Raw genomic sequence first — 18,668 nt, 5'->3', positions numbered from 1 at the left:
TGCAGTCCTCACCGTCGAAGCCATAGCAGACTTACGTTCGGTTGGCGCGGCGAGCTCAAGCCCGGTCGCCGCCGAAAGCGGGGGCGTGAAGCGACAGCTTGAGCTCGCCGCGCCAATCGAACACATTGACCCGCCAGCTTAGATATCCACTCCAGGCAGTTGCCCGCATCGAATGGCATTATCGGTAGGTCTTGATCGAGCCGTGCCGTCGCACCAATCCGGATGATATCCTCCTGCGGTCGCGAAAATTGGCGTGCATGTCACGTAGCTCCGCTGGACACTTCGCTGCACACGGCTTGACGGTGTTGCACCGCTTCAAGTGCATATCGATGGCAACCAAAATCTCGTCGCCGGTTTGCTTGCAACGAGTCTGCTACTTGCTTGCAGGGTGTTTTGCAGGCTCGGTTGGCTAGGAACGGCGAGCTGTTCCGCCCGGCGAAGGGCCTGATACCTGCGCAGTGGGTGGCTATTGTGCAGATGACGGGAATAGGCGCTGAGTCTTTGGTCCAGCTGCTTACAAAAATCAAAATGCTGGAGATCTATATGCTTCGGAGACATCATCCGACGGCTGTGCCGGAACCCGAATGGACGCAGGTCCCGCCGTAGCGGCAACTGGTCGCAAGCGCAGTTGCTGCGACCTTTGTGCGTTGTCGATGCAGGGCTTGTTCAATGGTCGCAATACGGCGCGTCGACGAAAAGCGCATGAATGAGTTGACTCTGAACGCTGGATTAGGAAGGCCGCCCGTGATCGGTCTGCGCGGGGAATTGCGGCAGCAGGGCAAGTGGCCCGCGCGATGATTGACGGGTCCGGTGCATCGCCTCTGAACGCTGGAGGCGTGCGATGGACTACTTCTGTGGCCTGGACGTTGGCATGGACGAGACGGCGATCTGTGTGGTGGACGACATCGGCAAGGTGGCGCTGGAGACGGCGGTGGTGACCGATCCCGACGCGATCAAGACGGCGCTGAAACCGCATCTCGGCCGGTTGCGGCGGCTCGGCCACGAGGCGGGCTCGCTGTCGCCCTGGCTGCACCCGGAATTGCTGCGCCTCGGCCTGCCGGCGGTGTGCCTGGAAACGCTGCATGTGCGCGCCGCGCTGAAGGCGCAGCGCAACAAGACCGACCGGGCGGACGCGCTCGGGATAGCCCACATCATCGCACCGGCTGGTTCAGACGGGCGCATATCGAGAGCGCGGTCTGCTACCGGCTGCGGCTGCTGTTGACGCACCGGCGGAATCTGAAGCGCAAGTTCCTGGACCTGGAGAACGCGATCCGGCATTCGCTGAAGGTGTTTGGCATTCGCCTCGGCCATGTTGGCCGCGGCGGCTTTGCGCAGGCGGTGCGCGAGGCGGTGGCGGGCGATGCGTTGGTCGCCGAGCTGATCGACGGCATGCTGAACGCGCGCGCCGCGCTGTGGAAGGAGTACGGCCGGCTGCACGATCTGGTGTTGAAACTGGTGGCCGGCCACGAGCTGTGCCGGCGCTTCCTGCAGATTCCCGGTGTCGGTCCGATCGCGGCGCTCAGCTTCATGACCGCGGTCGACGATCCGTCGCGCTTCAGGAGGTCGCGCGATGTGGCGGCATATTTTGGCCTGACCTCGCGGCGCTGGCAGTCCGGCTCCTCGGTCGACGTCAAGGGGCGGATCAGCAAGGCGGGCGACGGCGACGTGCGGCGGGCGCTGTACGAGGCGGCGAGCGCTTTGCTGACCCGCTACAAAAAAAGGACAAGGTCAAGACCTGGGGGCTGGCGCTCGCCAAGCGCGCCTCGCACCGCAAGGCGACGGTCGCGGTGGCGCGCAAGCTCGCCGTGATCATGCACGCGATGTGGGCCACCGGCACGTTCTACTGCGGCGATCCGGACACATCTGCGGCTGAGATGCGCGCCGAAACGACAGCTACGCGGCGCAGATTGCTCGGGGTTCACGCATGAGCAGAGCGATCAATCGACGTGGTGGCAACGCGGTGATGGCGGCGCACTGACATGGAGCTCCGCCGCTGGCGGATGAGGACTGGTGCAGCACACCGACGACGGAACGCACGTCATCTTGCCTGCGACGGTGCATCTTCGGATGCCGACCGATCGCGCCGGATTGCCTGTGATGTGGCTCCGTCACACCGATGGAAAGATGCGCCGCGACGGCGTCCGCGCTGCCTTGCTGCAGCGACATTGTGCCGTCGATGAGCGCGGAAGACTGCACGGCGCATCAGGACTCGCATCCGTCGCGGCGCATCGTGTCATGGCGTGGCGCAGAGGACCTTGTCGCAAACGAGAAAGGAAGCGAGAATGGGTGAGAGCAGAGAGACGACACGACCACACGACCGATTAAGACGGCGAGATAAAAGGGCGCACATTGCGCCTCGGTCGGTTTGTTGTGTTGTTTGGAGTTTTCCGCCTGCCGCGCAAGGTGCTCGCCTGGCCAGCAATGTGCGCGCTGCACGCAAGTCACTGACTTTCCGCGATCTATCAAACATTGCCGAGGTCGGAGATGGCTGAGGATCGTGAGATTCGTTTCCGGCCCAGCGGCATCTGATCATCCACGTCGCAGCGGGCGCGGCTCTTCATTGCGCAGCCAGTCGCGGCGGCACAGAAGTCCGGCCGACACCCGTCCCGTTCCGGTCAGATCATCCGCAGTAACTGGTCGCGCTTCGGACGCGACCGGATTGGAAGCGTACGGGCTGAACCGCCCCGGGTTTGCCGGAGGCTCCAACTCCTGAGAGGATGGAGCCATGACAAGCAAGACGACGAACAAGTTTTCGCCTGAGGTCCGCGATCGAGCGGTCCGGATGGTTCTGGATCACGCCAGCGAGCATCCCTCGCGTTGGGCGGCCGTGACCTCGATTGCGGCCAAGATCGGCTGCACGCCGCAGACGCTGTATGACTGGGTCAAGAAGGCCGAAGTCGACAGCGGTCAGCGGGCCGGCGTTCCGACTGAGATGGCCGAGAAGCTGAAGGCCCTGGAACGGGAGAACCATGAGCTTCGGCAAGCCAACGAGATCCTGCGCAAGGCAAGTGCCTATTTTGCGATGGCGGAGCTCGACCGCCGGTCCAAGCCATGATCGCCTTTATCGACGATCACCGTGGGACGCATGGGGTCGAGCCGATCTGCAAGGTCTTGCCGATCGCCCCCTCGACCTACCACGCCTATGTGGCCAAGCGGCGCGATCCGGCCAAGCTGTCGGCGCGCGCCAGGCAGAACGCTGCGCTGAAGATCGAGGTTCGGCGTGTCTTCGATCAGAACTTCTCCGTCTACGGCGCTCGCAAGGTCTGGCGCCAGCTCAAGCGCGAAGGCTTCGACGTTGCCCGTTGCACGTTGTCGCGACTGATGCGGGACATGGGTTTGCAAGGGGTGATTTGCGGTAAATCCGTCAAGACCACGATCAGCGACAAGGCCGCGCCATGCCCGCTGGATCATGTCAACCGCCAGTTCAAGGGTCCAAGGCCGAACGTCCTTTGGCTCTCCGACTTCACCTGGAGCGGCTTCGTTTACGTCGCCTTCGTCATCGATGCCTATGCCCGCAGGATCGTGGGTTGGCGGGCCTCGCGCACGGCGCATGCAGGCTTCGTGCTCGATGCGCTGGAGCAGCCCCTACACGATCGACGGCCGGTCCATCGCGGAGGGCTCGTGCTCCACAGCGACAGGGGCAGCCAATACGTATCCATCAAGTACACCGAACGCCTGGCCGAAGCTGGCGTCGAGCCATCTGTCGGCAGCGTCGGGGATTCCTATGACAACGCTCTCGCCGAAACCATCAACGGTCTCTACAAGGCCGAAGTGATCCATCGGCGCGGGCCATGGCGCAGCTTCGAGGCCGTCGAGTTCGCGACCTTGGAATGGGTGGACCGGTTCAACAACCGAAGGCTCTTGGAGCCGAGCAACGCTACTACGCCATGCTGGAACAATCGGCCATGGCGGCATAACTTAAACCAAATTGCCTCCGGCAAACCCGGGGCGGTTCATCGTCTCCAAGCGAGCGGACGCACCGTACCGCTCTGACCGGAACGAGGCTTGGCGGAAGGTGAAGACGGTTCAGCGGGAGAAGTTTCCGGTCATCGGCTTCATCAAGGACCACACTGGCGTCGCCGCCCTCTACCCGGGGAAACAGGAGGGGAGGGAGTTGCGCTACATGGGGAAGGTGGGGACCGGCTGGAATCGGGCCACGTCAGCCCAGATCCGCAAAGCTCTTGATACCATGGTCAGCCCGAAGTCAAAGCTCACCAAACCGGTGAAGAAGCCGAAGGCGGCCTGGGTCGAACCATCGTTCGTTGCCGACATCGAGTACCGCGACATTACGTCAGAAGGGCTGCTACGGGCGAGTTCGTTCAAGGGACTGTCCAAGAAGTAGGAACGCATGAAGCTCCCATCCGTTGAATGGTCTGGAGAAATCCTATGAATAGTCGGACTGACGAAGTAGTAGCAGCGCGTGCCTATCAGCTCTGGGAGCAGGCCGGTAAACCGGAAGGGCGGGACGAGGAGTTTTGGCGTCTGACGGAGCAGGGAGCAGGAGCTGCGGAACGAGGATAAAGGCTCACCTTTGCGCACCCCTGATACGCTGTGACGAATCCGAATTGCCCCATTTGACGAAGGGATTGAAGAGCCGGACGTGGGCGGAGTGCTCAACGAGGTCCCGCCCGGCACCAGAGCGGAGGCCGTAAGGGGATCCAAGCCACACAAGACTGCTACCGATGGCTTAGGTCAGCGACGTTCGCGCCAGTCGCCACGTCAACTGCATTCGTTCACTACAATCTAGGCATTCGATATTCAGAGTTTCGTGGCGTTTGAGATTTTCGGCTATGCGCGCAGGAACTTCCATTCGCGCACCGCACTGACACGGGATACCAAGCAATCGCCGAGTAAAGTAGAAATCAGTGCTCTCGGTGCTGACACTGTAGCTTTCCTTGCAATCAACGCCGACGCAACTCACGATCTGTCCGCTCCTGAGGAGCTTGGATCGTCTCCTGTTGAGCCTGCCACACGCACATTCGAAACTTACCTCCTCGCCAAGCCCAGAGGTTAACATCGTTCCAGTCGCAATTTTCCTCAACTCGGCGACAACTTCGACAACATGCCGTCTGATCTTCTCCGCATCACCGTAAGCTGGAATGTCATCGTCCTTGCTCTTTGGGACTCTAGCGTGAAGAGCTAGATTGGAAAGAGATTGCCAATAGCTACCGAGCTTTCGCGGGTCGAAACCGGCTTGCGTGCCGATTTGAATCCATTCAGCATCCGGTATCTCCTCTAGCGGCGTTGCATATGCATCGGAGGGCTGTCGCGTCATACTCAGCGTCAGGCCTGACGCGGCGTTTTCATCAACCTCGGCGATCAGTGTCTTTACGACGTCGTGGGGACGGTATCGAACCAAATCATGCTGTGAGATGTAATCGTGAGCCGTGCGCAGTCGGTCGTAACAAACCTTCTCGATCGCGAGCCGGCACTCTAAGGCAGCATAAGTGCTGCTCTGTGGGGAGCCATCTGCGAGAAGCTCTTCGATAGTCTCGATGATCTTCTTGACGTCAATCATGTGCGACAGCTTTAACGCATTGTAAATTGTGATCAGGAATATCCTAGGGGCAGTTGGATACCAGTCGTCGGTGTCCTCAGCGCCATTTCTACCCCGTGCCAGAGAATATAGAAAAAGGCGCCCGCGATCAGAGAACGAAACTGCCACAAGGCCCATTTGCCCGACGATTTCGCGCTTTCGTCCATGAAACGCTTGATGATCTCGGCGGCTGCTGGCGGGAATTCTGGATGAATCCCGGCCCTGATCCGGAGATAGTCATAGTTCTGATTTACGATGTTTCGCCATTCTTGGATATGTCGGCAACCCGCAAAGAAACTGAGCGCCCAACAAATCACGGCTATCGCTAGGGGCACCTTTGACCACGACAACGTTGCGGTCTGGGTTTGCGTAACGGCAAATGCAATTGAAGTGCCTGATGCCGCCAATAGAAAATAGACGTACTTATCTCCGATATCATTATGAAGTTTGTAGAGCGTCTCGTGTTCACTCAATTGTCTGATACCTCCATGCTTACGTTGGCTGGAGTAAGCGCTCCGACTACCTTTGCGTTCATAGTCCTGAATTGCCCAGGCAAGACGATTGGGAACCTATCCTTATGCTTTTCTAGATTGACCGATCTATCGTTGGCTGTGACGCCAGCGATAGCAAAGGATTTATTGAACGTCGCGAAATAGAGCATGTGTCCGCGTTCGGCCAATGCGTAGGAGTAAAGGAATTGTCCTTCAACATTTTTGCGACCTTGTCGAAGGGTCGAAGGTGAGGGAAGCATCTCGAATAGTTCGTTGGGAATTTGATCGTTGAGAGCCTGAACGTTTGAGAACCACATCGGCTGAACGCCGCCATCCATCGGGATTGGCGTGCCGTAGACCTCGTAGTGAAGCGCAAATCCCATCTTCGCCGCAAAGGTTTCAAGATGAGCATTCAGCAGCGGCCCGACATGCAGCGGATGAGTATCGGCTGGTAGATTATGACGCTTGCGGGCAAGCTTCTCCGCTCCGCGTCGAAGCTCCATCTCACGCAGCAGCTCCGGGATATTGTTGGCGACGGCGCTCAGCAACTTTCTGATATCTCGTTGCTGGATATCGGTGGTACTGTCGGGCCACAGACGGGCTAACATCGACGCAACAAGGTCCGATGATTTGGTGTTGGTATTGCAGGCCTCACAAGCCGGAAACTCCAGCCCCTTTGGGCGTTGCTTTCCTACGAAGGCCGCTCTAGGTGGCATGTGCTCGATTGTTGTGGCTGTGTTCTGGCCGGCGCAGTAGATGCAGCCCTTGCTGTTGGCCAACATCTCCGCGAACGTCCGCATTCTGAGCTTTGCTTCACCCACTATTCGTAAAACCTATGAGATCGTGTTAGCGCACGGACTTTGCTTAGCTTCTACCGCGTCACCCGCACGTCGCCGTAGTCCGCCTCACTCGGCCGTTCGCCATCAAAATCTGTGTGAGCGAGTAGGGCGCCGATGCCAAACAGCACCTGCCGCCAATCCAGACGAGGCAGGTTGCTGTCAGATAGGCGGAAGTCCCGACGCCGATATTTCCAATGAGCCCGAACAGCGTGCCGGCGTTAAAAAACAGCCCGACGATGCCCCACAGCCAAAAGAAGACGGCGAGGACGCCCTTTGACGCGCCGTAGCGGCTTGTAAGCCGGAACGTTCGTTCCCAGCTCTCTTTGCGTTGAAATAGACCCATTGAAATCCCCAAATCAAGCCGCAACTGTAGATCGCGGGGGCGGGATGGGGCAACTATTCTTTGGAGTGGTCTTTTCCTGTTGGTTGCGCCGCGCTAAGCTTCCTCCGGGAGCAGGGAATGACCAGCGAGTTCAAACAAGCCAGCCTGTTGGATGGACGGGCAGTGACACAGCGCCGATTGCGTTGCATTGAAGAATGGCGCAGAGCGCGCTTCTGTCGGTTGTTGGACGGGCCAGACCACGATATGGCGATCAGGGCGGCGCGGCTCTATCTTGAGGTTGGTGCGCAGCGCATGGCGGTCGAGCGGGCGCTTCTCTAGCGAAGCCTGGTTGGTTTGCTCATCTCCGCAAGCCCACCAGCAGTAATGCGATAGCTGACCTTTCCGTTGGCCTCTCGGGCTTCAATCCATCCGTGGCGAAGTAAGGTCAGTTTTAACTTTGCCTGATCTGGCAGATCGGCAGCGGGGACCCAGCCACCGCTCCGGAGGTGCTCCAGAAATTGTCGATGGCGATGGTTGAACGAAGTGGCCAAGCCAAACCCAAAGAGCAAAAATTCGAATTGAGAGTGGACGAATCCAGCAGCCCAGACATCATGGGCCTCGAAGGCCAATCCGTCGTGATCTAAATGGGTCACAGATGCGGGGCCGCGCCATGAAAATACGGCGACAGACCATCCCCGACACGATAGAGTGAGTTGTTGAACACAACCGAATGCGCCACGGCTCGTATATTGGGAGAGCGTTCATGAGATTCCTTTTTCTCGGTATCGCAATGGTCGGAATCGTAGTCGGGACACAGGCAAAGGCAGGCGCGAGCCGAGACTATGAAATTGATTATTACGCGGAGCGACAGCTTCGGACGCAGGTTGGAACGTTCTACAAGCCATGCGGTACCGGCGCCGCCACAATGAACGGGCAACGAACGCGTTACTTCAAGAAGTCGCAATCATCGTGTCTGGACACCGGGGGACATCCGCCGCCAGCGACAATAGGCTGCGAGTTCACCCAAGCGGGTTGCACAGACGCTCTCGCACATGCGTTCCCACTCATCCCTCACGCGCCCGGCTTTAGTCTGAGCATGGGTGGTGCACCCGCGTTGTTTCAAGCTAGCGCCGCTGACCAGGAGCTTTATAAAAGAAACAAGCGCGATTCCGGCGTGAAGTAGAATCGCATTGCAGTTTTACGATCAATTTCATTGGTAAGGCGTCGGGGAGGCGCCGACCTATTTCTTAATCGTTCGCTCTTGCATACAGCGCGCAGCTCGAGCACGCGCGCGCTCAAGCATTGCTTCCTTAGCTTTCGCAGCAGCAAGTTCTGATTCAAGCCGCTCGAAAATTGGAAGGTATACTTCCGCCCTTTTGCCAGAGCGTGCATGGCATACGCTAATCGGTCAAGACACCATTCCAGGTCTGCGATGGTGATTGGGGCGTCGGCCGTCCTTGGCGTGCTTCGGTGCGAAGTTCGCTTGGCCATTGTGACGCATCTCCCCCCTGATCGTGTAGAGCAGGGGCTAGGTCGTCAACGCTTGGCTAGCCTCACACCTGGTCCGCCATCGATAGCCTGGCCGTCCTCGAGGAAGATGACGCCAGCAGCCTCAAATGCTGTTCGAATAGCCGCGCCACTCTTTACAAGGAAATGGATGCTGGCCGCTTCCCCAAGGCGCGCGAGATCGCACCCCGCCGGGCGGCTAGGTATGAGGACGAAGTGCCCGACTGGCAGGAATCATTAGATAAGAAGGCTGCGCCACAGCGGTAAACCCCCATCCGAGGAGTGAGAAAATGCACCCGCGCCAGCTCTGGTTCGATCCCGCCGGCGGCGACTATATCCGCAGAGACCCCAACAGTACAATTGGCCGATAGCGCCGGGCCCGACCGCGCCAGCGCCCTTCGTCTCGCCCGAACAGGCTCCTCGGTGGCGAGGCTCAACCGTTGCAACAGACCGCGGATCTGTCTGGGGCCCTGATGCGCGTCCTCGAAACAATCTCGGCGGCCGCGAACAACGCCAACAAACCAGACCTCAAGGTCGACGATCCGACCACCGGTGACATCCGGGGTGACGCTGGCGACGCGGCCAAGGGTGGCATTGGAGAATTCCGGGAGGTTGCTGCGATGCTCGCGGCCGCCATCAAGGACGCGGCGACGGACATCAAGGGTGCGGCTGATGGTTCGGCACCCGTCAATGTACAGGCGGCCGCATGGGGTGGATTGATCCAGAGGAAGGACGGCGGCGGACACATTAGCGGTCCGGGTACATCGAGCTCTGACAGCATCCCGGCGATGCTCTCTGACGGCGAATACGTCATCAGGGCGAGTTCGGCGAAGAAACTAGGCCGGGCCAATCTTGATTGGCTGAATTCCGGTGCACCGGGACTTGCAACCGGCGGGGAAGTGAAGCGGTTTGCTGATGGTGGTGATGCCGACGATGATGGAGACGCCGGCGTCGTAGGTCGCACGCTGGCTAACGCTCAGACCCTCGGGCCCGGCTCGCACTCGATCCAATTCATCCGACCACCGGCGGCGCCTATATCGACGGAATCCTGCACACGCCAGGCGATCCGTTGCTCGATGATCCACTGGTAAAGCCTGCGGTGGCACAATCAAAGGCCGGCGCGAACGCGAAGCCCAGAAAGAACAAATACAAATCGGACTTCGTTGGCCGTTTCGGTCACAGTGATGACGCTGACACCTATGTAGCCAGTGGTTGCCCGATCGGCGACTGGAGCGGCCGTTCGACTGGTGAACATCTGCAGAGCTACCTTTCCCGTCACTTCGCGAATGGCGGCACAGTTTCGCTCGCACCCATGCTTCATTTAGCGGACGGCGGTGGCGTTGGCGGTATAGGCGGTGGCGTCCCGACTATCGATGGCGGCTCTCTTGCTGGTCCGACGAACGAAACCGCCAAAAATACTCATTTGAAATCATCTTCTAAAAATCTACTTCCAAACCTTCCCGCAACCATCGGTGGAACGCAACCGTGGTTTTACGGGGCGCACCTTGTGAAGCAGTTCACAAATGTCCGGTGCGGTCACCTGCTAGATCCAACCTCGCTGGGGGGATTTCAGGGACCCCCGTCACAGACGCCGTCGGGACAGCTCATTTCGAGCCCGGCGGCGTAGCTTTAATCTGGGCGAGGGAGATCCCGCTGGACCTAGCGACGACCAGGGGACACCGCCGAGTATGCAGACGGAGGTGGCGTGGGGCGCCTACGACGCGAGAAATCGAAGGCGCGATGGTCGTCGAAGCGATAGAGCGCGCAAACACCAACCCGGTTCTACATGGGCTCCACGCCCTCGATGTCCGAGACAAACACCAACTTTTAATTGTTTCGCGAGGAGTTGCCAATCTTACCGGTTCAACTTTGAACCCGCTTGTAGGCGGGGACGGCGCCATTAACGTGCACCTTCCTGGAGGAGGCACCGCTCGGATGGTTCTTGGATTCGGCGCATCGATCATCATGACCGCACCTGATCATGAGGACATACTCAAGGTCGCTAAGCCGTTTCTCTTGCGCGACCTGCCTGACACGCAAGAGGAGGCCTCTATTCAACCGGTGTTCCTTATGATTTTCGGTAAGGGGCAGGCTTTCGACGACAGGGCGGTACTCGCCACTCTACAAGAGGCTACGACGGCAGTTCGCGCAGCATTAGACCAAGTGATCATCGGCTATCTTGACCCCGCGAACAAAGTACATTGACGACCTTGCCGTGTACGCGGTCTCGAGCGGCGCTACCGGCGATTGCGCCTGCTGAACATGCTCCGAAAGCCCCGTGGCAGCCGCGGAAATTCTTCATCCGGTTTTGGCCTGTTGCACTTCGGGCAGGGAGCGCCAGCACCACCGCAACGACAGGCATGGTTGCCCGTCCAAGGCTGATCCGGATGGTTTTCGCAGACCCAACCGGTATCGTCGCAGAGGATGCAGGCGGGCTCAGTCATCGCATCAGCCCGAACAGCTCGATGACATCGGCAAGCCGCAGCTTCGTTCCCTTGGGCATGTGCTCGAGCAGGATGTGCCGGGTGTCCGCGGCGATGCCGTCTCGCTTCAGCGGGGCGACCTCGGCATGGAAGGTCCGCATCTTTTCGGCGAACTGCCGGGCGACCTCAGGCGGGATTTCGAGCGGCTTGCGGGTGATTGGCATGCCCGGAAGATAGGCATCAGGGCGGGGTTTGCGAATCCAAACTGGCTTGTTTTTTAGGGCGCCAACCCCCGGAAGTCGGTGGCCATTCCTGATACCGGTGTTAGCCTTGAATCCTCGGGGCACGTCCCCGATTCATCACAGGATGACTGGCCTCAGCACCGGCCTCCGGCCCCCAGAGGTCCCGAGGCCGTTTCTTTTCGGGATAGGAACCGCCGTGCTGGATTCTGGTTATCGAAAGGTCGAGTGCTGACGATTGCCCAAGCACTTGGACGAACCACTAGGAATGCCGGCCTCAGTGTCTCCCCGGGCGCTGGGGCCGTTTCGTCACGCGAACAGGTCTTTGCCGGACTGCGTCATCCGCACGAAGGTCCCGCTCTCGTGGTACTCGAGCCAGCCTTGGCCGATCGCGTGCTGAAGCCCGGCCCAATACTCGGCCGGCGTCGCCTTGTCCTAGTAGAGCATCGGATAGTTGATCTTTTCGATGTAAATCCGGCCGTCCTGCACGGGCTCGAATGCCCGGGCGTGCTCCATGAGCCGGCGCGCAGCCTTCTCAGGGTCGGAGTAGGGGCGATCACCCACGTATTTCATTTCTCATCTTGGGTTGCTTGGTCGGCAGGGAAGCGATTCTCCATTCGTTATAGTCGTAGAGCCCAGCCCAGTGATGAACAAGCATTCCGCATTGCCGGCAATCGAAGCTCCCAGAAGTATTCGCATGGGTTGCACTGCGTTCCTGGATCGCCGAATAGACGATGCGGCAGCCGGGACAGGTAAAATGAACAGTGACGGTTGGCGCCATAACGGCAGCACAACAATCAAGCCTGATCAGTGTTCCTCGGACGCCTAAAAACCGATCAAAAAGCGAATGGCGAAGTAAGCGCCAATACCGACAGTTGCGGTCGCTCCAAATGAAAATACGACGCGCCAAAGGTTGCCGTTTCTTGGTTCGAAAGCTGGTTCGTTCGCCACTGTGTCCCCGTCGAAGCAGATCGCACGGGCAAGGTAGGCCGCTGAAGCAATCAACCGCATTTTGAACGGGTAGCTATTGGCTCGCGAGCACTGCTTGCAGCGCATGTACCGCTCGAGCTCGTGGATCGGGTCCACTTCGGCGTCTGACGATGTCGAGGACGACCGTCTGATGGGTCTCGCAGCCCAGGCACTTCACCTCGAGATAGCGATAGCCGGCGTTGAGGGCATCCCCGAGAGCCGGAGACGGTTGAGCCGGTCCTTGGAAGGCTAGCCACTTCGCCGCCTCATCCCAATCAAAGCCCAGCGAATATGCTTGATCCCGGGGGCACCGTGGTGAAGGCGAAGGCCTACACCATGTTCGAAAGCTGGTATTTCCAGCACGGCCACATCACGCTCGCCAAGCTCACCAACGAACGAAATTTCGGGAAGAAGCTCGTTGGGGTCGCCGGGTTCGAAGGCGTCGTCACCGGCCCCCGCGGCCACGGCCAACCCCGCGCGTGGCTGGGATGCGCCTGCGCACTCCAGCCGAGCGAAAGGCCGCCGATGACTGAGCGAGCTTTGCCGGGGCCTGACCCTGCTGAACCAGATGAACCACATTGAACCACTTAAAGCACGTGGTTCAGCGACCAACCAACCCATAGGGAAATCCCCTGACCTTACTGACTTGAACCATATGGTTCAGATGGTTCACTTGGTTCCTATGGTTCAAACAACCTCCCATGGTTCAGGTGGTTTGGGGTCGAGATGAGAGGAGAATGCAAGGTGAGTGACTACAGATTCCGGCCCCCGATTGAATCGATGTTGGAGCGGCCAGTGATTGAAGTGATCGAACCCGAGCCCAGCCCGCAATTGCTAGAGGCCGACGCGAAAGAGGTGTTGATGCGGGCGGTGCGTGGTGATCCCTCGATCACCGGCAAACAGATGCGGGCGGCCATTGCGCTGTTGCCGTTCCTCTATCCGAAGAAAGGCACTAGCTCCGCCAACACGAACGAGGGCTTCGCGGCTCGGCTAGAAGGCGCGCGGGATCGCTCGGCCCGCGTGATTGAATTCCGGGGGCATACCGAAAACCCCACCGATGGATCGCGTTAGAATCTTGCCCTCAACCCGGAGGGCATCATGAAGCGCGTCGGCATCTACTTGCGTGTTAGCACCGATACCCAGACAACGGCCAATCAGCGCCGAGAACTCGAGGCCGTTGCCGCCCGCTCGGGCTGGGACATCGTGGGCATCTATCAGGACGCTGGCATCAGCGGCGCTAAGGGCCGCGCTCAGCGCCCAGGCTTTGATCGTCTGCTCAAAGACGCCACCGCTCGCAAGATCAACCTAATCGCGGCGTGGTCCGTTGATCGACTCGGCCGCAGCCTTCAAGACCTCGTCGGCTTCCTCAATGAACTACAGGCGTTGGGCTGCAATCTCTACCTACACCAACAGGCACTCGACACCACCACGCCCCCCGGCCGGGCGATGTTTCAGATGTGCGGCGTGTTCGCTGAGTTCGAACGCTGCATCATCCGCGAGCGCGTCAACGCTGGCTTGGCCCGGGCGAAGGCCAGCGGCACCCGGCTAGGCCGCCCCACCGTCGCACCGGCCGTTGAGAAACGCATCCTGGCCCTGCGGAAGGACGGCATGGGCATCCTGCGGATCGGCCGCACGCTCGGCATCGGCACCAGCGTTGTGCAGCGCGTGGTGGAAGCGGACTAGCGCCAAGGCTGGGGCGATCCCTTCGGCCCTAGGGTGCTACCCCCGGGGGTAGGGCCAAAATTCGTCCGCGCGGCCTTGGATCGTGGGGCCTCCGGCACGACGTAAAAAATTCCGGAATTTGGATATCGGCTCCCAGTCAACATTTCCCCGGTTTTCTAACTAACTCAAACGTGCTTTGCTGCCTGTGTTCAACCGATGGGGCGGTCAAATGAATTGGTCTTGGGGCGTTTTTTTCATCGCTCTCGTTGTCTGCACTATTCTGTCGCAGCTTGCCCGTGGCGCGATGAATGGTGTGAACGTGGCCAAGCACGGCCCTCGCGCGGATTACAAGGCGGAGCCGGGCATGGCGATCTTGGGTTCGATAGTCGCTGGCGCTGTTTACGCAACTATTATCACGGCCGTGGCGGGTTTCATCTTTTAGCGGCATCGCCGAAATCACGGCGGGCTAGTTTACATCTCCCCTTCTAGAGAACTAACTCAATGCTTTACGCAGTCGCAGTCGGTTTAGCAGCTGTCGCAATTTATTGGCTGTGGGGCATAAGCAAGATGGCCCGGATGAACAACGATCCAGGCCAGTTCCTACTCGCTCAGCTGCTGCTGAGAGCAGGCAACGGAGATGACGAGGGTCTGCTCGCATACGTGAGCGAGCAGAGATGGACCTCAACTCAGATGATCGATCGAGTTGCCCATGCGCTGTCTGTGGTAAAGCAGCTCTCCTCAGCTGCGGATTATGAGCGAGCTAGAACCTATGCAAATACTCAGCAATCTCGCTACCGAACAGTCGAACATCAGAGCGGTGTAGCGCGGGAAATCGGGCGCGGAGGGCCAGCGCAAACCACTATCGAGCCAGCGCCGATCTCCACAGCGCCTACCGCACTCACTAACAGCGAGGCTTCTCGACCCGATTTACGTCCCCTCGATAAAGCCGAGCCATCTCCCGCGCCACGCGCGCGAGTTACTGAGCGACAAGGATTTCGCGCGAATGAGTTCATCGTCTACCCCGCCCACGGCGTTGGACAAATCTTGGCGATAGAAGAGCAGGAGATTGCAGGAGCCAAGCTTGAGTTGTTCGTCATCAACTTCATGAAGGATGGGATGACCCTGCGCGTTCCAACAGCTAAGGTCGCCAATGTCGGAATGCGCAAGTTGTCTAATCCCAGCGCAGTTCAGAAGGCGTACCGCACGCTTGCGCAGCCGCCAAATACGCCAGAGGCGGAGTGGTCAGTGGCGGCACAAGAATACGAGGCAAAAATCAATTCAGGAAGTATTATCGCAATTGCGGAAGTAGTGCGCGATCTGTACCGGGGAGTCGAAGACGAAGAACAGGAGTACAGCGAGAGGCAGCTTTACGAGGCCGCGCTTGATCGCCTGACGAGAGAGGCTTCCATTGTTCGGAACTTGACGAATAAGGAGGCTATCAAGGAGTGCGAGAGCCTGTTGATCGCCAGCACCATACTCAGGAGTGGTGCCGACTGATCCTCTTATCTCGCTTGTCGTTTTCGGACACACAGGCAGCACGTCATGACCTACAGAAGCGAGCAATTTAAAGAGTATCTCAGCCCGACTCGAAAGCCGAGTACGCTGAATGTCTACCTTTCCTACATCGGGCGGATAGACCGGCTTATCGGGGGGCTTGATGAAGCTCTCGCACGAGACGGCGTCGAAAAGACGCTGGCCTGGGCCGCAGCCGAAACACGACCGCCGTTCGACAATTTTCCTTCGCAAGCAAAGTCAATTCTGAACAGCTACGCTCAATTCCATGTTGCACAACAGTCTCCCGACGTTTCCCCGGAGGATGATCTGATCGCGGACGCGGACCAGACGCCGGGTTCAGCGTTTGGAATTGAGCGCGAGATGCAAGCGGCGGTTAGGAAGCAGCTCTCCAGAATCGAACCTGGCCTTGTCGAGGCCGATGGCGGCAAGGAGTTGGGCGTTGCTACAGGCTATATCGACATTGTCGCACGCGATACGAACGGGAAGCTTGTCGTTATCGAGTTGAAGGCGGGGAAGTGTCCGGCCGGTGCCATGGAGCAAGCTCTGGGATACGCCCAGGCTTTGGGCGATGAGAAGAACGAAGAAGTAAGAGTCCTCCTTATCGCTTCCGACTTTCCTGATCGAATTATGGCTGCGTCGAAAAGAACCGTAGGCCTCAAACTTCTCAAGTACGAGTTCTCGTTGAGCTTCACTCCCGCCGACTAAACGGCATTCGCGGGCAGCCGCTCTGGATTAGCTTCCGCCTCCGGTCTCCGATCCGCCCCACGCTTGTACCCAACGGTCGGATGCTGGAAGAAAATAAGAGGAGATTTTGGGCTGTGTCGGCAATCGAAAAACTGAAGAGTGCATTCCAACGCCATGGCACTGAACTCGAATACCTTCCGGACCAGTCGCGGTTTTCATGGTGCGACCTCTACGCTGCACCACTACCCGAGGATTGCGGCGTCTACTGCCTGTTTTCTCACGACGGCTCAAGGATTCAAAAGATTGGAAAAGCAGAGTCACGAGGTGGTTTGCGGGTTCGCTTTCGCGGCTACACGGGGAAGAAAACTGATCTAAAAATAGCGAACGACAAGACAGACCAGCGTTGGAAGCGGATCATGACCGACGCGCTAATCGGCGAGCGCCTCACACTCTACTATTTCGTCACTGCGCCCGTGACGGTGAAGTCACCGATACGCTTCGACAATGAACTCGAACATGAGCTCAATTGCCATTGGGCAAGGCCTTTCGAAGCTCATCTTTCCAAGCTTGTTCGAAAAGAGTGCCGAGAAAGGAACCTCTTGGACACACACTTACTCCTTTCGGGAGCGGCCGATTAGTGCGATTGCATCAGTAGCAACTATCGCGGACGTAGCCTGGGGATCGGGCCACGATTCGCTGTCGTGGCAATGTCAATGATTCCCGCCTCGAAAGGGAGGAGCTAAATGTCGAAAGGGAAACTCACGCCTGAGGGCGAAGTCATCGCTGCCTACGGAGCGGCGATGGTCGCTTCATTTCAAGTGCTCATCAACTGCCTTGAGGAGAGCGACGCTTTGCTACCGGGCCAGTTTCCCGATGCGCTTGGGGTCTACATGGAAATGGTGAAGAGCCAAAAGGGTGGCGTGAACGAAATGACTCTCGCAGTCCTCCACGACATTCGAGCGGCCACTCTGGACTAGAGTAAGCCCCTCGGGGTAGGGCCATCAATTCATCGCACAGCATTAGAAGAGATAACGGTTTCGGGGGACGACGGATGTTTATCGAAATTGCACTCGACATACTCACGTATTCGGAAGACTCCTACCCGGAGAGGAAGGCATTCTGGCATCGATTTCTCATCGCTTCGCGTGATCAACCTTTCCCTGACGATGTGCCAGCTCCTACAAGGCCGCAGATTGAAGCGTTCGAGCAACGCTTTCGGGTTGGTTTTCCCGCAGCTCTGCAGAGGCTCATAAATGACGAAGTTCAACGCGCCTACTCCCGCTGGAGAGTGCCCCGAAGCGCGGACATTGAACTAAGAATCGCAAGTCTCGAATATGGATCGCTGAAGCCAATCTTGGATATTACGGGCATCGACAGTGTAGAGCTTCGCGATTTCGTCCTATCGCTGCTTACGATTTACGCCCCTCTTGCGTTTCGAGAGGCACTCGGCGAGCCTGACGTGATCCAAGTCGTGACACCAGCCAAAGTTGTTGGCGAGGATCTGAAAGTGACGGATACCCAGCCGACTGGGCGCTCGAAGGGCAGACAAGCGCTTGACCTGGCATGGGGCATAGCAAACACCTCCCTGCTCGTCCCCGTCGGCCTTGCGCTCACAATTTGCTATTATGCCTTCTCAGCGGTCAATCATGAGCTTGATGCTCTACGGATTCAAGCAGCATCCCTACAATCTGAACGAACTGAGATACTAAAAACACTCCAGGCCCAAAACACGAAGCTATCTGATCTGCTGCTCACGCACGCGAGCAATGCCGATAAGGTCTTGTCTGAAATTCTTGTTGCGGCGGCAAAGTCTGCTTCGGATCGTTCAACCACCCCGGTTAAGCCCAGCACCGGAAGTCCCTAAGATGTGTGCCCGCAATGGACAGTAAAGCGCACTACCGACACTCCTCACTCCGCGAACGCATCGTTGAACACGTGTTCGTTGGAGACTCACTTCGTGAACTGTGGAGACAAGGCATTACAGATGTAGAAGTGCTGCGTTCTATTCGACGCCCATGGTTACGACTTGGTGATGTCCCGAGGACCGATCGTCCGGCACATCCAATTCAAGTCAAGCACGCGAAGCGTACGCATACGACGAAGACCGCCTGATTGACGCATGCGCGCGGGCACAGTGAGCTCTATGATCGGTTGGGTGATGGTCAGGCGGCCTGCTGACCGGCAGGCTTATCGGCCTGGCGCAGGAGCTTCCATTCCCAGGGCAGCAGTTCGTGCAGGCGCGACGCGGGAAGATCGGCGATCCGGGCGAGGACCTCGGCGAGCCAGGCCTTGGGATCGACGTCGTTGAGGCGACAGGTCGTGATCATCGTCAGCATGATGGCGGCACGGTCGGCGCCACGCTGGCTACCAGCGAAGGTCCAGTTGCGCCTTCCCAAGGCGATGCCTCTCAATGCGCGCTCAGCGCAATTGTTGGTCAAGCAGATCCTGCCATCGTCGAGGAAGCGGCCGAAGTCGTCCCAGC

The 18,668-nt window shown here is 58.6% G+C and carries 24 protein-coding genes, 2 pseudogenes and 1 other annotated feature; of the genes and pseudogenes, 18 read left to right on the top strand and 8 right to left on the bottom strand.

The genetic code is table 11. The features are described from left to right. Window positions 1-841: 841 nt before the first annotated feature. The 4 genes and pseudogenes from J6525_RS41560 to J6525_RS47740 all read left to right on the top strand — a co-directional run bounded on the left by J6525_RS41560 (window position 842) and on the right by J6525_RS47740 (window position 4,521). Window positions 842-1,928, top strand: a pseudogene (locus J6525_RS41560) (IS110 family RNA-guided transposase). A gap of 797 nt (window positions 1,929-2,725) precedes the next feature. Beyond that, window positions 2,726-3,993, top strand: a protein-coding gene (locus J6525_RS41555) for an IS3 family transposase (RefSeq protein ID WP_376708640.1) whose coding sequence is annotated in 2 segments (ribosomal slippage) — window positions 2,726-3,017 and window positions 3,017-3,993 — 1,269 coding nt in all. Because the reading frame shifts where the segments join, the coding sequence is not laid out codon by codon here. Further along, window positions 3,010-3,126, top strand: a sequence feature (AL1L pseudoknot). (Overlaps the previous gene by 117 nt.) Before the next feature lie 22 nt (window positions 3,994-4,015). Next, window positions 4,016-4,342, top strand: coding sequence for an ATP dependent DNA ligase (locus J6525_RS47130; RefSeq protein ID WP_225648998.1), 327 nt, complete (start codon window positions 4,016-4,018; stop codon window positions 4,340-4,342). A gap of 26 nt (window positions 4,343-4,368) precedes the next feature. After that, the gene (locus tag J6525_RS47740) at window positions 4,369-4,521 is read left to right on the top strand and encodes a DUF2934 domain-containing protein (protein WP_376708639.1); all 153 of its coding nucleotides are present in this window, start codon (window positions 4,369-4,371) and stop codon (window positions 4,519-4,521) included. Between the two features lie 166 nt (window positions 4,522-4,687). Here the strand turns inward: J6525_RS47740 and J6525_RS41540 are convergent, their stop codons facing one another. The 4 genes from J6525_RS41540 to J6525_RS41525 are packed head-to-tail and all read right to left on the bottom strand — an operon-like array spanning window position 4,688 to window position 7,209. Then, window positions 4,688-5,518 (bottom strand): hypothetical protein, encoded by an 831-nt coding sequence (locus tag J6525_RS41540; protein WP_225648996.1) that lies wholly within the window; start codon window positions 5,516-5,518, stop codon window positions 4,688-4,690. Window positions 5,519-5,550: 32 nt separating this feature from the next. Then, a complete protein-coding gene (locus tag J6525_RS41535) occupies window positions 5,551-6,009 on the bottom strand; it encodes a hypothetical protein (RefSeq protein ID WP_225648995.1) in 459 nt (152 codons plus the stop codon). Next, complete coding sequence (locus J6525_RS41530) at window positions 6,006-6,848, bottom strand: hypothetical protein (RefSeq protein WP_225648994.1); 843 nt, start codon at window positions 6,846-6,848, stop codon at window positions 6,006-6,008. The genes J6525_RS41535 and J6525_RS41530 overlap by 4 nt, the downstream gene beginning before the upstream one ends. Window positions 6,849-6,906: 58 nt before the next feature. Further along, entirely contained in the window at window positions 6,907-7,209 is a 303-nt protein-coding gene (locus J6525_RS41525) for a hypothetical protein (protein WP_225648993.1), read from the bottom strand. A gap of 117 nt (window positions 7,210-7,326) precedes the next feature. Here J6525_RS41525 and J6525_RS41520 point away from each other — a divergent pair, with 117 nt between their 5' ends. The 5 genes from J6525_RS41520 (at window position 7,327) to J6525_RS41500 (ending at window position 10,899) form a co-directional block, all read left to right on the top strand. After that, window positions 7,327-7,527 (top strand): hypothetical protein, encoded by a 201-nt coding sequence (locus J6525_RS41520; protein ID WP_225648992.1) that lies wholly within the window; start codon window positions 7,327-7,329, stop codon window positions 7,525-7,527. Between the two features lie 1,314 nt (window positions 7,528-8,841). Beyond that, window positions 8,842-8,961, top strand: a complete 120-nt coding sequence (locus tag J6525_RS47735) for a hypothetical protein (RefSeq protein ID WP_376708638.1) — start codon at window positions 8,842-8,844, stop codon at window positions 8,959-8,961. A gap of 206 nt (window positions 8,962-9,167) precedes the next feature. Continuing rightward, the gene (locus J6525_RS41510; protein WP_225648991.1) at window positions 9,168-9,785 is read left to right on the top strand and encodes a hypothetical protein; all 618 of its coding nucleotides are present in this window, start codon (window positions 9,168-9,170) and stop codon (window positions 9,783-9,785) included. Next, a complete protein-coding gene (locus J6525_RS41505) occupies window positions 9,764-10,321 on the top strand; it encodes a hypothetical protein (protein ID WP_225648990.1) in 558 nt (185 codons plus the stop codon). The genes J6525_RS41510 and J6525_RS41505 overlap by 22 nt, the downstream gene beginning before the upstream one ends. 113 nt (window positions 10,322-10,434) lie before the next feature. Continuing rightward, window positions 10,435-10,899: a hypothetical protein gene (locus J6525_RS41500; protein WP_225648989.1), complete on the top strand. Its 465-nt coding sequence runs from the start codon at window positions 10,435-10,437 to the stop codon at window positions 10,897-10,899. A gap of 235 nt (window positions 10,900-11,134) precedes the next feature. Here the strand turns inward: J6525_RS41500 and J6525_RS41495 are convergent, their stop codons facing one another. The 3 genes and pseudogenes from J6525_RS41495 to J6525_RS41485 form a co-directional block, all read right to left on the bottom strand. Continuing rightward, window positions 11,135-11,341, bottom strand: a complete 207-nt coding sequence (locus tag J6525_RS41495) for a hypothetical protein (RefSeq protein ID WP_225648988.1) — start codon at window positions 11,339-11,341, stop codon at window positions 11,135-11,137. A 450-nt stretch (window positions 11,342-11,791) separates the two neighbouring features. Beyond that, window positions 11,792-11,929, bottom strand: a complete 138-nt coding sequence (locus tag J6525_RS47360) for a hypothetical protein (protein WP_312010055.1) — start codon at window positions 11,927-11,929, stop codon at window positions 11,792-11,794. A 438-nt stretch (window positions 11,930-12,367) separates the two neighbouring features. Next, window positions 12,368-12,584, bottom strand: a pseudogene (locus J6525_RS41485) (hypothetical protein); the annotation flags it as partial. 56 nt (window positions 12,585-12,640) lie between these two features. Here J6525_RS41485 and J6525_RS41480 point away from each other — a divergent pair. The 9 genes from J6525_RS41480 to J6525_RS41440 all read left to right on the top strand — a co-directional run bounded on the left by J6525_RS41480 (window position 12,641) and on the right by J6525_RS41440 (window position 18,050). Continuing rightward, window positions 12,641-12,907, top strand: a complete 267-nt coding sequence (locus J6525_RS41480) for a hypothetical protein (protein ID WP_225648987.1) — start codon at window positions 12,641-12,643, stop codon at window positions 12,905-12,907. A 213-nt stretch (window positions 12,908-13,120) separates the two neighbouring features. Further along, complete coding sequence (locus J6525_RS41475) at window positions 13,121-13,396, top strand: hypothetical protein (protein ID WP_225648986.1); 276 nt, start codon at window positions 13,121-13,123, stop codon at window positions 13,394-13,396. Window positions 13,397-13,423: 27 nt separating this feature from the next. Beyond that, window positions 13,424-14,008 (top strand): recombinase family protein, encoded by a 585-nt coding sequence (locus J6525_RS41470; protein ID WP_225648985.1) that lies wholly within the window; start codon window positions 13,424-13,426, stop codon window positions 14,006-14,008. A 208-nt stretch (window positions 14,009-14,216) separates the two neighbouring features. Continuing rightward, on the top strand, window positions 14,217-14,429 hold the full coding sequence (locus J6525_RS41465; protein WP_225648984.1) for a hypothetical protein: 213 nt from the start codon (window positions 14,217-14,219) through the stop codon (window positions 14,427-14,429). A gap of 134 nt (window positions 14,430-14,563) precedes the next feature. After that, on the top strand, window positions 14,564-15,484 hold the full coding sequence (locus J6525_RS41460; RefSeq protein WP_225648983.1) for a CarD family transcriptional regulator: 921 nt from the start codon (window positions 14,564-14,566) through the stop codon (window positions 15,482-15,484). 45 nt (window positions 15,485-15,529) lie between these two features. Next, on the top strand, window positions 15,530-16,207 hold the full coding sequence (locus tag J6525_RS41455; RefSeq protein WP_225648982.1) for an endonuclease NucS domain-containing protein: 678 nt from the start codon (window positions 15,530-15,532) through the stop codon (window positions 16,205-16,207). Between the two features lie 113 nt (window positions 16,208-16,320). After that, window positions 16,321-16,824, top strand: coding sequence for a hypothetical protein (locus J6525_RS41450; RefSeq protein ID WP_225648981.1), 504 nt, complete (start codon window positions 16,321-16,323; stop codon window positions 16,822-16,824). 105 nt (window positions 16,825-16,929) lie between these two features. Further along, the gene (locus J6525_RS41445; RefSeq protein WP_225648980.1) at window positions 16,930-17,163 is read left to right on the top strand and encodes a hypothetical protein; all 234 of its coding nucleotides are present in this window, start codon (window positions 16,930-16,932) and stop codon (window positions 17,161-17,163) included. Between the two features lie 74 nt (window positions 17,164-17,237). Next, complete coding sequence (locus J6525_RS41440; protein ID WP_225648979.1) at window positions 17,238-18,050, top strand: hypothetical protein; 813 nt, start codon at window positions 17,238-17,240, stop codon at window positions 18,048-18,050. A gap of 298 nt (window positions 18,051-18,348) precedes the next feature. Here the strand turns inward: J6525_RS41440 and J6525_RS41435 are convergent. Next, window positions 18,349-18,668: transposase domain-containing protein (locus J6525_RS41435; RefSeq protein WP_225648978.1), on the bottom strand; the 320-nt coding region annotated here is incomplete at its 5' end.

This window comes from Bradyrhizobium australafricanum, from assembly GCF_020329495.1.
Classification (GTDB): Bacteria; Pseudomonadota; Alphaproteobacteria; order Rhizobiales; family Xanthobacteraceae; genus Bradyrhizobium; species Bradyrhizobium australafricanum.
The sequence above is the reverse complement of the archived record's forward strand: the minus strand, read 5'-3'. Positions and strand labels throughout refer to the sequence as shown.

Excerpts from the sequence above, each read along its gene's own strand:
- J6525_RS47735 (WP_376708638.1), top strand. The coding sequence starts at position 8,842 with ATGGATGCTGGCCGCTTCCCCAAGGCGCGCGAGATCGCACCCCGCCGG.
- J6525_RS41455 (WP_225648982.1), top strand. The coding sequence starts at position 15,530 with ATGACCTACAGAAGCGAGCAATTTAAAGAGTATCTCAGCCCGACTCGA.
- J6525_RS41495 (WP_225648988.1), bottom strand. The coding sequence starts at position 11,341 with ATGCCAATCACCCGCAAGCCGCTCGAAATCCCGCCTGAGGTCGCCCGG.
- J6525_RS41520 (WP_225648992.1), top strand. The coding sequence starts at position 7,327 with ATGACCAGCGAGTTCAAACAAGCCAGCCTGTTGGATGGACGGGCAGTG.
- J6525_RS41525 (WP_225648993.1), bottom strand. The coding sequence starts at position 7,209 with ATGGGTCTATTTCAACGCAAAGAGAGCTGGGAACGAACGTTCCGGCTT.
- J6525_RS47740 (WP_376708639.1), top strand. The coding sequence starts at position 4,369 with ATGGTCTGGAGAAATCCTATGAATAGTCGGACTGACGAAGTAGTAGCA.
- J6525_RS41460 (WP_225648983.1), top strand. The coding sequence starts at position 14,564 with ATGAACAACGATCCAGGCCAGTTCCTACTCGCTCAGCTGCTGCTGAGA.
- J6525_RS41465 (WP_225648984.1), top strand. The coding sequence starts at position 14,217 with ATGAATTGGTCTTGGGGCGTTTTTTTCATCGCTCTCGTTGTCTGCACT.
- J6525_RS41510 (WP_225648991.1), top strand. The coding sequence starts at position 9,168 with ATGCGCGTCCTCGAAACAATCTCGGCGGCCGCGAACAACGCCAACAAA.
- J6525_RS41440 (WP_225648979.1), top strand. The coding sequence starts at position 17,238 with ATGTTTATCGAAATTGCACTCGACATACTCACGTATTCGGAAGACTCC.
- J6525_RS41540 (WP_225648996.1), bottom strand. The coding sequence starts at position 5,518 with ATGATTGACGTCAAGAAGATCATCGAGACTATCGAAGAGCTTCTCGCA.
- J6525_RS47360 (WP_312010055.1), bottom strand. The coding sequence starts at position 11,929 with ATGAAATACGTGGGTGATCGCCCCTACTCCGACCCTGAGAAGGCTGCG.
- J6525_RS41500 (WP_225648989.1), top strand. The coding sequence starts at position 10,435 with ATGGTCGTCGAAGCGATAGAGCGCGCAAACACCAACCCGGTTCTACAT.
- J6525_RS41470 (WP_225648985.1), top strand. The coding sequence starts at position 13,424 with ATGAAGCGCGTCGGCATCTACTTGCGTGTTAGCACCGATACCCAGACA.
- J6525_RS41445 (WP_225648980.1), top strand. The coding sequence starts at position 16,930 with ATGTCGAAAGGGAAACTCACGCCTGAGGGCGAAGTCATCGCTGCCTAC.